10 protein-coding genes and 1 pseudogene are annotated in these 14,480 nt (G+C 70.2%); 9 read left to right on the forward strand and 2 right to left on the reverse strand.

Annotated elements, in window-relative coordinates; genetic code table 11:
* Window positions 1-163: 163 nt before the first annotated feature.
* Both ABZV31_RS11180 and hutH read left to right on the forward strand, forming a co-directional pair.
* Entirely contained in the window at window positions 164-1,309 is a 1,146-nt protein-coding gene (locus ABZV31_RS11180) for a GGDEF domain-containing protein (RefSeq protein WP_355891158.1), read from the forward strand.
* A gap of 156 nt (window positions 1,310-1,465) precedes the next feature.
* On the forward strand, window positions 1,466-3,004 hold the full coding sequence (gene hutH / locus ABZV31_RS11185; protein ID WP_355891243.1) for a histidine ammonia-lyase: 1,539 nt from the start codon (window positions 1,466-1,468) through the stop codon (window positions 3,002-3,004).
* 232 nt (window positions 3,005-3,236) lie between these two features.
* Here the strand turns inward: hutH and ABZV31_RS11190 are convergent, their stop codons facing one another.
* Window positions 3,237-3,563, reverse strand: coding sequence for a hypothetical protein (locus ABZV31_RS11190; protein WP_355891160.1), 327 nt, complete (start codon window positions 3,561-3,563; stop codon window positions 3,237-3,239).
* 109 nt (window positions 3,564-3,672) lie between these two features.
* Here ABZV31_RS11190 and ABZV31_RS11195 point away from each other — a divergent pair, with 109 nt between their 5' ends.
* From ABZV31_RS11195 to ABZV31_RS11220, 6 genes and pseudogenes are all read left to right on the forward strand, one after another.
* Entirely contained in the window at window positions 3,673-4,050 is a 378-nt protein-coding gene (locus tag ABZV31_RS11195) for a hypothetical protein (RefSeq protein ID WP_355891163.1), read from the forward strand.
* Window positions 4,051-4,256: 206 nt separating this feature from the next.
* The gene (locus ABZV31_RS11200; protein ID WP_355891166.1) at window positions 4,257-5,513 is read left to right on the forward strand and encodes an Ig-like domain-containing protein; all 1,257 of its coding nucleotides are present in this window, start codon (window positions 4,257-4,259) and stop codon (window positions 5,511-5,513) included.
* 144 nt (window positions 5,514-5,657) lie between these two features.
* Window positions 5,658-7,141: pseudogene (locus ABZV31_RS11205) on the forward strand (ABC transporter permease).
* Window positions 7,142-7,232: 91 nt separating this feature from the next.
* Window positions 7,233-7,916, forward strand: coding sequence for an ABC transporter ATP-binding protein (locus ABZV31_RS11210; RefSeq protein WP_355891246.1), 684 nt, complete (start codon window positions 7,233-7,235; stop codon window positions 7,914-7,916).
* 293 nt (window positions 7,917-8,209) lie between these two features.
* Complete coding sequence (locus ABZV31_RS11215; protein WP_355891169.1) at window positions 8,210-11,458, forward strand: S8 family peptidase; 3,249 nt, start codon at window positions 8,210-8,212, stop codon at window positions 11,456-11,458.
* Window positions 11,459-11,671: 213 nt separating this feature from the next.
* Complete coding sequence (locus ABZV31_RS11220) at window positions 11,672-12,259, forward strand: hypothetical protein (protein WP_355891171.1); 588 nt, start codon at window positions 11,672-11,674, stop codon at window positions 12,257-12,259.
* On the opposite strand, the gene ABZV31_RS11225 is transcribed toward ABZV31_RS11220, so the two are convergent.
* Window positions 12,191-13,114 carry a helix-turn-helix transcriptional regulator gene (locus ABZV31_RS11225; RefSeq protein ID WP_355891174.1) on the reverse strand — a complete coding sequence of 308 codons (924 nt, stop codon included), beginning with the start codon at window positions 13,112-13,114 and terminating at the stop codon, window positions 12,191-12,193. The two genes, ABZV31_RS11220 and ABZV31_RS11225, sit on opposite strands and share 69 nt — an antisense overlap.
* Before the next feature lie 169 nt (window positions 13,115-13,283).
* On the opposite strand from ABZV31_RS11225, the gene ABZV31_RS11230 reads away from it, so the two are divergent.
* Window positions 13,284-14,324: an NAD(P)-dependent alcohol dehydrogenase gene (locus ABZV31_RS11230; RefSeq protein ID WP_355891177.1), complete on the forward strand. Its 1,041-nt coding sequence runs from the start codon at window positions 13,284-13,286 to the stop codon at window positions 14,322-14,324.
* The last annotated feature ends 156 nt before the right edge of the window (window positions 14,325-14,480 follow it).

The raw sequence follows: 14,480 nt of genomic DNA on the forward strand, positions 1-14,480 counted from the left end.
GGGCCGCGTCGTACAGCTGACCCGCACCGCGCAGCGGGCCGCGCTGTACAGCGGGCCGCACCGTACAGCTGACCCGCGCCGCGCAGCGGGCCGCACTGTACGAACGGCCGAACCTCCGGAGGCTGATGTCCCTATTCGTCCCAAACATCCCTAGCCTGGGGTGATGGGCGAGAACAGGCGGCTGGCGGCCGTGGTGGCGCTGGCGCAGGGCATGGCCGCGGCGCACACCCTGCGTGAGTCGTGGCGGGCGGCGGCCCTCGGCGCATGCCGGGCGCTCGCCGGGGGCTTTGCCGCACTCTCGGTGTGGGAGCGGGAGCGCAGCCGGCTGCGTGTCCTCGTGAACGTGGGGGACCGGGCGCCGGAAGAGGAGGAGTTCCCGGAGGACGAGGCCTACCCCGTGCACCAGTTCCCGGAGATCACCGAGTTCCTGCACGAGCGGTGGGCCTCGGGCGGCGAGCTGAACGCCTGGGTCGAGACCGCCGACGGGCCCGCCGCCGGTCACCCGGAGTACTGCCACCAGCGGGTCGCCGCGCTGCGCCGGCGCGGGCGCGGCTGCTGCGTGGTCGCACCGATCGTGCTGCACGGGCGCGCCTGGGGCGAGCTCTACGTCGCCCGCTCGGCCGGTGCAGCCGTCTTCGACCGGGCCGACGCCGACTTCGCCACCGTGCTGGCCGCCGTCGTCGCCGCCGGGATCGCGCAGACCGAGCAGCTGGAGGAGGCCCGTCGGCTGGCGTTCACGGACGCGCTCACCGGGCTCGCCAACCGCCGTGCCGTCGACGTACGGCTCGACGAGGCGATCGAGCGGCATCGCAGGGACGGGGTCGTCGTCAGTCTCGTCGTCTGTGATGTCAATGGGCTCAAGCGGGTCAACGACACCCTCGGGCACGCCGTCGGCGATCGGCTCCTCGAGCGGTTCGGGTCCGTACTGTCGCTGTGCGGGGCGATGGTGCCCGGTGCCCTCGCGGCGCGGCTCGGCGGGGACGAGTTCTGTCTGCTCGCGGTGGGGTCGTCCGGCGACGAGGTCGTCAAGGCGGCCGACGAAGTGTGCCGGCGTGCGGCCGAACTGGAGCTCGGGGACGGGGTCGCGTGCGGGGTCGCGTCGACCGGGGACGCGATCGGGCCGGTGCGGTCGGCCCGTCGGCTGTTCCGGCTCGCCGACGCCGCACAGTACCGGGCGAAGGCGCTCCGCGCCGACAAGCCGGTTGTTGCCGGGCGGGAGGGTCCCGACGACCCGGTGGTCCGCCTCGCCGACGAGCCGTCCCCTCGGATCCCGGCGGAACGGCGGCGTTTCCGCGGGCGCCGACCTTGACGTACCCCGTGTTTCCGGCGCAGGTCTGCCGATCTGCCGTCCTGGCCCGCTCGGGGGTTGCGTCCCCTGCGTCTTGTGGCCTACCCCCAAGTAGGGGCAACCCCGCCCCCGTTAGTGACATCAAGGAATTCACTGCGTACGCTCCTGAATATGGATATGCACACTGTGGTGGTGGGGACGTCCGGTGTCACCGCGTCCGACGTTCTCGCCGTGGCGCGCGGCGGCGCACGGGTCGAGCTCTCCGGGGAGGCGGTGGCGGCCCTCGCGGCGGCCCGGGAGATCGTGGACGCACTGGCGGCCAAGCCCGACCCCGTCTACGGCGTCAGCACCGGCTTCGGCGCTCTCGCGACCCGGCACATCAGCCAGGAGCTGCGCGCCCAGCTGCAGCGCAACATCGTCCGCTCGCACGCCGCCGGCATGGGACCGCGGGTCGAGCGCGAGGTCGTGCGCGCGCTCATGTTCCTGCGGCTCAAGACCGTCTGCTCGGGGCACACCGGCGTCCGCCCCGAGGTCGCCCGGACCATGGCCGACGTCCTCAACGCCCAGATCACCCCGGTCGTCCACGAGTACGGCTCCCTCGGCTGCTCCGGTGACCTCGCCCCGCTCTCCCACTGCGCCCTCACGCTCATGGGGGAGGGGGACGCCGAGGGGCCCGACGGAGTCGTACGCCCGGCCGCGGAACTCCTGGCCGAACACGGCATCCAGCCCGTCGAACTGCGCGAGAAGGAGGGCCTCGCCCTCCTCAACGGCACCGACGGCATGCTCGGCATGCTGATCATGGCCCTCGCCGACCTGGACACCCTCTACAAGTCCGCCGACGTCACTGCCGCCCTCAGCCTCGAGGCGCTCCTCGGGACCGACAAGGTCCTCGCGCCCGAGCTGCAGGCCATCCGCCCGCACCCGGGGCAGGGCGCCAGCGCCGCCAACATGCTGGCCGTGCTGAAGGGTTCGGGACTCACCGGGCACCACCAGGACGACGCGCCCCGCGTCCAGGACGCCTACTCCGTGCGCTGCGCCCCGCAGGTCGCCGGTGCCGGACGGGACACCCTCGCGCACGCCCGGCTCGTCGCGGAACGGGAGCTCGCCTCCGCCGTCGACAATCCCGTCGTGCTGCCCGACGGGCGCGTCGAGTCCAACGGCAACTTCCACGGCGCCCCGGTGGCCTACGTCCTCGACTTCCTCGCCATCGCCGCCGCCGACCTCGGCTCCATCGCCGAGCGCCGCACCGACCGGCTGCTCGACAAGAACCGCAGCCACGGCCTGCCGCCGTTCCTCGCGGACGACGCCGGTGTCGACTCGGGGCTGATGATCGCCCAGTACACGCAGGCCGCCCTGGTGAGCGAGCTGAAGCGGCTCGCCGTACCGGCGTCCGCCGACTCGATTCCGTCCTCCGCCATGCAGGAGGACCACGTCTCCATGGGCTGGTCGGCGGCGCGCAAGCTGCGCACGGCAGTCGACAACCTCACCCGGGTCCTCGCGATCGAGCTGTACGCCGCCACGCGCGCCATCGAGCTGCGTGAGGGCCTGACCCCGGCCCCGGCGTCCCAGGCGGTCATCGAGGCCGCGCGGAAGGCGGGGGTGCAGGGCCCCGGCCCCGACCGGTTCCTGGCGCCCGACCTGGCGGCCGCTGACGCCTTCGTGCGCGACGGGCGGCTCGTCGCGGCGGCGGAGACCGTCACCGGTCCGCTGCAGTGAGGCGGACGGGGCCCTGTCCGACGACAGGGCCCCGCAGGGTCGGGTGAGCCGGAGCAGGGCGCCCGGAGGGTCACGTGAGCCGGGCGCCCCGGAGGGTCGGGTGAGCGTACGAGGCGGGCGTGATCATGGTCAGGTCGACGCCGAGCGCGTCGCCGACCGCGTCCTCGATGCCCCCTCCGTCATCTCTTCACGGGCGGCCCATGAGGCTCAAGTCAAGGAAACGTCAAGCAATTCAAAAACCGAGGTGTTCCCGGCGCACCGAATACGCCACGAAGCCGGCGCCGACCGCGAGGAAAAGCGTGCCGCCGACGACGTAGGGAGTGGTGTCGACGCTTCCGGTGTCGGCGAGTTCGGTTCCGTCCTGCGTCTGGGACCCGGACGCCTCCGTGGCCGTGGACGCGGTCCTCGCCTGCTCGGTGACCCGCGTGGTCGGCGCCGTCGAGGCCTCCGCTCTCGCCGGTGCGTCCACCGTCGCGTGCGCGGAGGGGACGAACCACAGGGCGCCCAGCAGGGTGCCCGCGGCGGTGGCGGTCAGCAACGTACGGCGAGCGGATGACACGGAATATCGATCCCCTTGTGGCGCTGGCGAATTGGCCGTGTGGGGCGATGTTAGTGAAAGTCGCGGGTCACGGGAAAGTCACGGGAAGTTTGGGCCGTACGCTCCGGGCATGAGCACTCCAGAGACATCACGTTTTGTGCGGCTTCGAGTGGAGCTGGTCCTTGAGATCGACGACGAGGGGGCCGTGACCGAGGCGGCTCGGCGCCGGATCGCCGAGGAAGCCGGGGACGGGGCCATGCCGCCGGAGGAACGGGCACACGCGGAAGGTGCTGTGACGGAAGACACCGCGGAAGCCCTGGCGTATCTCGTCGATCCGTTCGGACTGGTGAGCGGGGTGCCGGGGGTCGAGTTGCAGCAGGCGTCCTGGTCATGCGAGCGGATCGAGTACGACCCCGACTCGCCGGAGTGGGACCTCGGCGAGGATGATGTCGACGGGGACGACGAAGACGAACAGGACGGCACGGGGTACCGCGCGTACCCCGGCTGACGTTGCCCGGGTCAGAGGCGACCCCGGGCGGCAACCGCCGTCCGGGGTTTCGTCGTCTCACGGGGCGCATCGACCGACACCCGCTCCGCTCGCCTCGGCGGACGTGGTGTGTCCCACACCTTCGCGGCATGGGGAACGGGACGAAACGGTCGTAGCGTTGATGAATCTCGACGGGGGACTCGAGGGGTTTTGGGGATACGGCAACGATGGAGAAGCGTGTGAAGACGGACAGGAAGCGGCGCAAGGGCCTGATGGCCGCGTCCGCACTGCTCGGCAGTGTGCTGGTGCTCTCGGCGTGTTCGGGCGGCAGTAGTGCCTCCGGCGCGGACGACACCTCGCAGGCCAAGGCCGACAAGGCGGCCGCCCAGGAGACGTCCGACGCCCAGATCAAGATCACACCAGCGGACGGCTCGAACAACGCCTCCATCAACAACTCCGCCACCGTCACCGTGACCCAGGGCACACTGACGAACGTCACCATGACCACGGCGGACGGCAAGGCCGTCGCGGGCCAGATATCCGCCGACAAGAAGAGCTGGAAGCCCAGCGTCCAACTGGAGCGCGCCACCACCTACAAGCTGGCGGCGACCGCCACGGACGCCAAGGGCCGCGCCGCTCACGAGAACGCCTCGTTCACCACGGTCGCCCCGGCCCACAGCTTCATAGGCAGCTTCACGCCGGACAACGGCGCCACCGTCGGCGTCGGCATGCCCGTGTCGATCAACTTCGACAAGGCGATCACCAACAAGGCGGCCGTCCAGAAGGGCGTCACCGTCACCTCCAGCAGCGGCCAGGAGGTCGTCTGCCACTGGTTCAACGCCAACCGCATGGACTGCCGCCCGGAGCAGTACTGGAAGGCGGGCTCCACCGTCACGCTGAAGCTCGCCCTCGACGGCGTCGAGGGCGCCCAGGGCGTCTACGGCGTCCAGCAGAAGACGGTCACCTTCCACATCGGCCGCAACCAGGTCTCCTACGTCGACGCGAAGACCAAGCAGATGAAGGTCACGCAGGACGGCAAGGTCGTCAAGACCATCCCGATCTCCGCGGGCGCGCCCGAGCACACCACGTACGAGGGCCAGATGGTGATCTCCGAGAAGTTCAAGCAGACCCGGATGAACGGCGCGACGGTCGGCTTCACCGACGACGACGGCAAGGGCGAGTACGACATCAAGGACGTGCCGCACGCCATGCGCCTGACCACGTCCGGCACCTTCATCCACGGCAACTACTGGGGCGCCCCGTCCGTCTTCGGCAACGTCAACACCAGCCACGGCTGTGTCGGCCTGCAGGACAAGAAGGGCGCGAACGACCCGAGCACCCCGGCCGCGTGGTTCTACAACCACTCGATCGTCGGTGACGTCGTGGTCGTCTCCAACACCGGCGACAAGACCGTCTCCCCCGACAACGGCCTCAACGGCTGGAACATGAGCTGGGCGCAGTGGAAGGCCGGCTCGGCCCTCTGACGTCTCCTCAAGCAGCACGCTGATGCCGCCCCTTCGGGCGGCATCCGTGTTTTCACAGGGTTTTCGGGCTGGGGGAGAACCTTCTCATGGATCTTTTATGTCGGCCTTATGCCTTTATCACGGTCCGTCCCTAGCTTGCGGCCCATGTTCTTCACCTACCTGAGGCGCGAACTGCGCCGCCGCAGAAAGGCGGCCCTCGTCGTCGCCTCCGGCCTCGCGCTGGGCATCGCACTGGTCATCGTGGTCAACTCCGTGTCCAACGGCATGGGCAAGGCGCAGGACAAGGTCCTCCAGTCGTTGTACGGACTGGGCACGGACATGACGGTCACCAAGGCGGCGACGCCGAACGCCGGCAGCTCGCCGCGTCCGCGCTTCCAGTTCGACGCGCGGGACGACGACTCCAAGGACACACAGAGCAGCGACCGGGTCATGGTGCAGGGCTTCACCACCCTGACCTCCTCGACGGTCACCAAGGTCGCCGGCCAGAAGGGCGTCTCCTCCGCCGTCGGCGGGCTGAGCCTCAACGTCGTGAAAGTCAGCGGCCAGTTCACGCGCGGTCAGTTCCAGCAGCAGAACGGCGAAGCCGGCCAGCAGGGCGGCCGTCCGGGCGCCCAGCCGTCCCCGCAGGGCCGCGTCGAGGGCGGCGGCGCCAACTTCAACGCCAACTTCGACGTCAACCAGTACACGGTCTACGGCACCGACGTCACCAAGCCGGCCCTCGGCCCGCTGACCTCCTCAAAGATCACCAGTGGCCGTACCTTCAAGACGACCGAGACGAACGCCGAGGTCGCCGTCGCCGACTCGGCGTACGCCAAGGAGAAGAAGCTCAAGGTCGGCAGCACCGTCACCATCAAGGGCGTCAAGTTCAAGGTCATCGGCATCGCGACGGCCGACAGCGGTGACGCGGCGGCCAACCTCTACGTCCCGCTCGAGCAGGCGCAGACGCTCAGCGGCAACAAGAACAAGGTCACCACGATCTACGTCAAGGCGACCGACTCGCAGCAGATCGACTCCGTGAAGAAGACGATCCAGAAGAACGTCTCGGGTACGACGGTCACCACCTCCTCCGACCTGGCGTCCACCGTCTCCGGCTCCCTGTCCACCGCCTCCAGCCTGGCCACCAACGTCGGCAAGTGGCTGTCGATCGCGGTACTGGTGGCCGCCTTCCTCGTCGCCGGGCTGCTGACCTCCTCGGCCGTCTCCCGGCGGGTGCGCGAGTTCGGCACGCTCAAGGCGCTGGGCTGGAAGTCGGGCCGGGTGACCCGGCAGGTGGTCGGCGAGGCCGTCGTCAACGATCTGGTCGGCGGCGCGCTCGGCATCGCGCTCGGCCTGGCGGGCGCGTACGCGGTGACCGCGATCAGCCCGACGCTGCAGGCGCAGCTCGGCACCTCCGGCGGAGGCGGCGGCTTCGGCGGCGGTCCCGGCGGCGGTCCTGCGGCGGTGGCTTCGGCGGCCCCGGCCGGCAGGCCGCGAAGTCCCTCGAGGTCGCTCTCACCGCGCCGGTCAGCCTCACCACCATCGCCCTCGCGGTCGGCCTCGCGGTGGCCGGCGGCCTGATCGCCGGCGCCTTCGGCGGCTGGCGCGCCTCCCGCCTGCGCCCGGCGGACGCCCTGCGCCGCGTGGAGTAGCGCACGCCCGGCACGACACGGTTCACGCGGCACGGGGCCCGGCCGTCAGGCGGGCCCCACTCCCCTTACGCACTCCAGGAGTTGCACCCACCTGTACGAACTCAGAGGCGTCACCAAGCGCTACACGCGGGGCAAGGAAGTCGTCCACGCGCTCGACGGCATCGACCTGACCATCGGCGACGGCGACCGGCTGGTCATCCAGGGCCCCACCGGCGGCGGCAAGTCGACGCTGCTGCAGATGCTCGGCGGGCTGGACCGGCCCACCTCCGGCGAGGTCGTCCTCGACGGCACCGATCTGGCCAAGCTGTCCGAGGCCAGGCTCACCCGGGTGCGCAGCGAGAACATCGGCTTCGTCTTCCAGTCCTTCAACCTGATCCCGACGCTCACCGCGCAGGAGAACGTCGAGACCGCTCTCGTCCCCCTCGGGGTGAAGCCCGCCGAGCGGCGCGAGCGGGCCGCCGAGGCGCTGAAGTCGGTCGGGCTCGGCGAGCGGCTCGGGCACCTGCCGGGCGAGATGTCCGGCGGCCAGCAGCAGCGTGTCGCCATCGCCCGCGCACTGGTGAAGCAGCCGAAGGTGCTGCTCGCCGACGAACCCACCGGCAATCTCGACGAGTCGATGCGCGACGAGATCATGGACGTGCTCGAACGCATGTGGAAGGAGCACGGGTTGACGTTCGTCATGGTCACCCATGACTCGACCATCGCGAGGAAGGCGCCGCGCCTGGCGACCATCCGCAAGGGACACATCACCGTCAAGGAGAACGCGGGGGCCTGAGCGCGCGGGGCGCCGGCGCCCAAGCGTGCCGAAACGTAACGGAGTTCGCGCGGACACGTAACAGTTGGCAGGCGGCCTTCTCACCTTCCTTTCCTCTATTGAGCGGCTGATCACCCCCCGGCATACTGCGTGTTCCGGGGGGGCGTACGTGCATCCGTACGACACTGCCCCCGGCCGGGTGAACGGGGAATTCGCCCGGTACTCCATCCCCAGGGGGAGTTTTGCGCAGACAAGTGAAAAGAGCGTGCGCGGCCACGGTCGCCACAGCGGCCGCCGTAGCCCTCGCCGCGGGAATGACCAGCCCGGCGTCGGCGAGGCCCGAGCAGCGCTCGACCCATGCTGCTCAGCTCACGTCCCACCACCGCATCACCCTCATCACCGGTGACCGGGTCGCCGTCGACGGCAAGGGGCGCGTGGTCGGCCTGGAGCGGGCCAAGGGGCGCGAGCACATACCCGTCCAGGTCCGCAAAGTGGGCGGGCACACGCTCGTCATTCCGGCCGACGCGGCCCGTCTGGTCGCCACCGGCAAGCTGGACCAGCGGCTGTTCGACATCACAGGGCTCAACAGGTCCGCCACCCGCACGTCCCTCAGGAACGGCCTGAAGGTCATCGTCGGCTACCAGGGCGCCGCCACCACCGCCAAGGCCGACGTCCGCGATGCGGGCACGCTGCGCCGGACCCTCAAGGCCCTGAACGCGGACGCGGTGCAGACCCCGGTCAAGGACACACCCGAGCTGTGGGACGCGGTCACCCACGGGGAGAAGAGCGCCTCCGGTATCGCCCACGTCTGGCTCGACGGCGTCCGCAAGGCCAGCCTCGACAAGTCCGTGCCCCAGATCGGTGCCCCGGCGGCGTGGAACGCCGGCTACACCGGCAAGGGCGTGAAGATCGCCGTCCTGGACACGGGCGTGGACGCGACCCACCCGGACCTCAAGGACCAGGTGATCGCCGCCAAGAACTTCTCCACGGCCGCCGACGCCACCGACCACTACGGCCACGGCACGCACGTCGCGTCCATCGCGGCGGGCACCGGCGCGAAGTCGAACGGCACGTACAACGGCGTGGCGCCCGGCGCGAAGATCCTCAACGGCAAGGTCCTCGACGACACCGGCTCCGGCGACGACTCCGGCATCCTCGCCGGCATGGAGTGGGCGGCCCAGCAGGGCGCCGACGTCGTCAACCTCAGCCTGGGCGGCGTGGACGCGCCGGGGACCGACCCGCTGGAGGCGGAGGTCGACAAGCTCTCCGCCGAGAAGGGCATCCTCTTCGCGATCGCCGCGGGCAACGAGGGCCCCGAGTCGATCGGTTCGCCCGGCAGCGCCGACGCCGCGATCACCGTCGGCGCCGTCGACAAGAAGGACAAGCTGGCCGACTTCTCCTCGACCGGCCCGCGCGTCGGCGACGGCGCCATCAAGCCGGACGTCACCGCGCCCGGCGTGGACATCACCGCCGCCGCGGCCAAGGGCAGCGTCATCGACCAGGAGGTCGGCGAGAAACCGCCCGGCTACCTGACCATCTCGGGTACGTCGATGGCGACCCCGCACGTCGCCGGTGCCGCGGCGATCCTCAAGCAGGAGCACCCGAACTGGGGTTACGCCGAGCTGAAGGGCGCGCTGACCGGCTCCGCCACGGGGGGCAACTACACCCCGTTCCAGCAGGGCGCGGGCCGCATCGCCGTCGACAAGGCCATCAAGCAGTCCGTGATCGCCGACCCGGTGTCGGTGAGCTTCGGCACGCAGGTGTGGCCGCACAGCGACGACAAGCCGGTCACCAAGCAGCTGACGTACCGCAACCTCGGCACGAAGGACGTCACGCTCACTCTCTCCGCGACGGCCACCAACCCCAAGGGCCAGGCGGCTCCGTCGGGCTTCTTCGCGCTCGGCGCGACGAAGGTGACGGTCCCGGCCGGCGGCAAGGCCTCCGTGAACCTGACCGCCAACACCAAGCTCGGCGGCACGCTGGACGGGGCGTACTCGGCGTACGTGACGGCGACCGGCGGCGGGCAGAGCGTCCGTACGGCCGCCGCGGTGGTGCGCGAGGTGGAGTCGTACGACGTCACGCTCAAGTTCGTCGGCCGCGACGGCAAGCCGACGAAGAACTACAGCGCCTCCCTGGCGGGGATCACCGGCCTCGGCCAGGACAAGGGATTCGCGCCCTACGACGCCTCCGGCACCGTCAAGGTGCGGGTCCCGAAGGGCACCTACGTCCTCGACTCCGCCCTCTTCGTGGACCCCGAGGACGCCACCAAGGGCGTCGACTGGCTCGCGCAGCCGAAGCTGAGCGTCACCAGGAACACCGCGGTCACGCTGGACGCGCGCAAGGCCAAGCCGGTGGACATCACCGTGCCGGACAGGGCCGCCAAGTCGGAGTTCGCCTCGCCGTCCTACACGGTGGGGACCGGCGACTCCGCGTACTCGTTCGGCTGGTTCCTCAGCACCTACGACAACTTCCGCACCGCCCACGTCGGCCCCCGGATCACCGACGGTTCGCTCTCCCAGCAGTGGGACGGGCACTGGAGCAAGGGCGACGACGAGCAGTACGACACGACCGTCGCCGCCAAGGTCAAGCAACTCGCCACCGGCTACACCAGGCACTACAAGGCCGGCGACCTGGCCACGGTGAAGACCCGCATGGGCGCCGCGGCGAGCGGCAAGAAGGGCGCGATCGACGCCGTCGGCTTCCTGCCCGGCAGCTTCGGCGGCACCAGCGTGTCCTTCCCGCAGTCGCTGCCCGGCACCCGCACGCTGCATCTGTCCGCGCAGGGCGGGGTGAAGTGGGAGATCGACTTCGACCAGTACGGCGGGGTCGACCAGGACGGCTTCCCGATCTCCGAGGCGTACTACACGCTCGGCGAGCCGCAGGCCTTCGCGGCCGGCAAGAGCTACGGGAAGACGTTCAACACGGCCGTGTTCGGCCCGCACCTGAACGCGGACTACGGCCTGTTCCGCGACGGCAACAACATCTACGGGATCCTGCCGCTGTTCGCCGACGCCAACAAGCACGCCGGGTCGTCGACGTTCCGCTCGGTGACCACGACGCTGTACCGCAACGGCGCCAAGGCCGGCTCGAACGACGACCCGCTCTTCGGCGAGAAGGCGTTCAGTGTTCCGGCCGGTGACGCCGAGTACAAGTTGACCACCTCGGTGATCCGCAGCGTCAAGGTCGCGGCCGCCTCCACGCGGATCGACGCGAGCTGGACGTTCCACTCGAAGAAGCCGTCGGGCTCCGGCCTGGTCCAGCTGCCGGCCTCCACGGTCCGCTTCAACGCGACCACCGGCCTGGACAGCCGCGTCGAGGCGGGCCGGAAGGCCACCTTCCCGGTCACCGTCGAGGGCGCGGCCAAGGGCAGCAACCTCAAGTCGCTGGGCATCTGGGTCTCCTACGACTACGGCCGGACGTGGACCAAGGTCGACATCAAGAACGGCAGGATCACCGTGAAGAACCCGGCGAAGGGGCAGGCCATCTCCTTCCACGCCAAGATCGCCGACAAGAAGGGCAACAAGTCGACGATCTCGATCTACAACGCGTACTACGGCAAGTGAGCCGAGGCGCGTACGACGGCGAGTGAGCCGAGGCGCGTACGACGGCGAGTGAGCCGAGGCGCGTACGACGGCGAGTGAGCCGACAGCGAACGGCCCGCCGGAAGTGCAGCTTCCGGTGGGCCGTTGGTGCTTGCCCCACATGGTCGCCAAACACGTCGGCCGCACCATCACCGAGCCGCGCCGCCGTACCAGGGGTGACCTAGGGTCCACGCCGTGACCGCTGCAGTGACCGCCATGATCACCGCCGTCGTCGGCGTCCTCGGCACGCTCTTCGCGCCCGTGCTCAGCCAGCGGCTCACCGCACGGCAGCGGGCCGAGGAGGCGCGGGCCGCCGAGGAGAGGCGCCGGTTCGAGGAGCGGCGGGCCGCCTACACGGCGATGAACCGGGCCTCGCGCCAGTTCCACACCCTCCTCAAGGACGCCCTGCACCGCATTCGCGACGGCGTCTACACGGAACAGGACCGCGGCCAACTGGAGGAGGCGCGCCGCGACTACCGCGACCGGTACGCCGAGGCGCAGATGGTGGTACCCGAGCGGATCCTGGACGCCTCACGGGCCGTGAACCAGGTCCTCGCGGGCATCGACGCCGGCCAAGCGACTCGACCGGGGCCTGGCCCCGGAGGGCGAGAGCGCGCGCCAGGCCCTCCTCGACCTGAAGGAGGCCGAGCCGCGGTTGTCGGCGATGCGGCGGCTGATGCGGGAGGACCTGGGCGTGGACGACCGAGGCGCCGGTCAGTTGCCGGTCCCCGCTCGTGTCGCGTCCGCTCCCCAGCTGGCCAGCAGGCGCAGCGCTTCCGCTGAGGGGGAGGACGGCTCGGCGTGATAGACGACCATGGACTGCTCGGCGTCGTCGGCAAGTTTGAAGGACTCGTACTGGAGGGCCAGTTCGCCGACCAGGGGGTGGCGTAGGCGTTTGACGCCGTGGCTCTTTTCCTTGACGTCGTGCGTCGCCCACAGGCGACGGAAGTCCTCGCTCTTGACCGACAGCTCGCCCACGAGCGCCGACAGCCGTGGGTCGTCCGGGTAGCAGCCGGCTTCCATGCGCAGCGCGCAGACGATGTCGATCGCCTTCTGCTCCCAGTCCAGGTAGAGGTCGTGGTAGTCGGGGTTGAGGAAGACCAGCCGCGCCCAGTTCCGCTCCTGCGCCGGCAGCTGCGACCAGTCACCGAAGACCGCCGCCGCCATCCGGTTCCACGCCAGGATCTCCGCGCGCCGCCCCACGACGTAGGCCGGCACCCCGTCCATCGTGTCCAGCAGCTGCCGCAGTGAGCCCCGCACCTGCTGCGTCCGCGCCACCTGCTTCTTCTTGTGCTTCGGCTTCGCCAGATGCGTCAGGTGCGCGTGCTCGGCGTCGGTCAGCCTGAGCGCGCGGGCGATCGAGTCGAGCACCTCCGCCGACACGTTCCGCCCGTTGCCCTGCTCCAGGCGCGTGTAGTACGCCACCGACACCCCGGCCAGCTGGGCCAGTTCCTCCCGGCGCAGTCCGGGCACCCGGCGCTGCCGCCCGTAGTGCGGCAGGCCCACGTCCTCCGGCTTCAGCCGGGCGCGCCGGGTGCGCAGGAACTCGCCGAGCTCGGCACGCCGGTCCAGTCCCGCACCGGCGTCCCCACCGGTGTCCGCGGCGGCCCCCTGTACGGCGTCGGGCTGTTCGTCCATACGTCCAGTATTCACGGTCGTACGCACACCAACCTGACCCCGCCAGTGGTAGGAACGGTGAACGTAGGCAGAGCCGTGACCTGGGTGGACGCCAATTTCTTGGGCAGGCTGGACGTCGTGCCCGGTCGGAAGGCAACCGGGCGCGACGAACTGCTAGGAGAACCTCGGCATGACCACTGTTGCTGCGTACGCCGCACCCGCCGCCAAGGCTCCGCTGGAGCGCACCACCATCGAGCGCCGTCCGGTCGGCGAGTTCGATGTGCTGATCGACATCAAGTTCGCCGGTATCTGCCACTCCGACATCCACCAGGCCCGGGAGGGCTGGGGCGAGGCGATCTTCCCGATGGTCCCGGGCCACGAGATCGCCGGCATCGTCTCCGAGGTCGGCACCGGCGTCACCAGGTTCGCCGTCGGCGACCGTGTGGGCGTCGGCTGCATGGTCGACTCCTGCCGCGAGTGCAACAACTGCAAGGCCGGTCTGGAGCAGTACTGCACCAACGGCGCGACGATGACGTACAACGGCATCGGCAGGGACGGGAAACCGACCTACGGCGGCTACTCGGAGAAGATCGTCGTCGACGAGAACTACGTCGTGCGCATACCCGACGGCCTGTCCCTCGACGTCGCCGCCCCGCTGCTGTGCGCCGGCATCACCACCTACTCCCCGCTGAAGCACTGGAACGCCGGCCCCGGCAAGAACGTCGCCGTCCTCGGCATGGGCGGCCTCGGCCACATGGGCGTGAAGATCGCGCACGCGCTCGGTGCCGAGGTGACCGTCCTGTCCCAGTCCCTGCGCAAGAAGGACGACGGCCTGAAGCTGGGCGCCGACCACTACTACGCCACCAGCGACCCGAAGACCTTCGAGGAGCTGGCCGGCACCTTCGACCTGATCCTCTCGACGGTCTCGGCCCCGCTCGACTTCGGCGCCTTCCTGTCGCTGCTGAAGACGGACGGTGCGCTGGTCAACGTGGGCGCGCCCGAGGAGCCCATCTCCCTCAACCTCTTCTCGGTGATCGCCGGCCGCAAGACGCTCGCCGGCTCCAGCATCGGCGGCATCGCCGAGACCCAGGAAATGCTGGACTTCTGTGCCGAGCACGGCTTCGGCGCCGAGATCGAGCTGATCCGAGCCGACCAGATCAACGAGGCGTACGAGCGGGTGCTCGACAGCGATGTGCGGTACCGGTTCGTGATCGACACCGCGACGATCTGAGCGCTCTGACCGCCGACTGCGCATGAGGGCCCCGGGCGGCACCGGACGCTGTTGGTTAATCCGGGGCCTTACGCGTTCTTCGCCCCGTCGATCGTTTGGTCGGCGGGGCGAAGTCGCGCGAAGTGGCTGGTGCGGGTGCGGGCTCGTGGGGTGCTG

The sequence above is a fragment of the Streptomyces sp. NPDC005202 genome, from assembly GCF_040608235.1.
Taxonomy (GTDB): Bacteria; Actinomycetota; Actinomycetes; order Streptomycetales; family Streptomycetaceae; genus Streptomyces.

Coding starts and splice junctions, on each gene's coding strand:
- ABZV31_RS11195 (WP_355891163.1), top strand. CDS start 3,673: ATGAGCACTCCAGAGACATCACGTTTTGTGCGGCTTCGAGTGGAGCTG.
- hutH (WP_355891243.1), top strand. CDS start 1,466: ATGCACACTGTGGTGGTGGGGACGTCCGGTGTCACCGCGTCCGACGTT.
- ABZV31_RS11225 (WP_355891174.1), bottom strand. CDS start 13,114: ATGGACGAACAGCCCGACGCCGTACAGGGGGCCGCCGCGGACACCGGT.
- ABZV31_RS11180 (WP_355891158.1), top strand. CDS start 164: ATGGGCGAGAACAGGCGGCTGGCGGCCGTGGTGGCGCTGGCGCAGGGC.
- ABZV31_RS11200 (WP_355891166.1), top strand. CDS start 4,257: ATGGAGAAGCGTGTGAAGACGGACAGGAAGCGGCGCAAGGGCCTGATG.
- ABZV31_RS11215 (WP_355891169.1), top strand. CDS start 8,210: ATGACCAGCCCGGCGTCGGCGAGGCCCGAGCAGCGCTCGACCCATGCT.
- ABZV31_RS11230 (WP_355891177.1), top strand. CDS start 13,284: ATGACCACTGTTGCTGCGTACGCCGCACCCGCCGCCAAGGCTCCGCTG.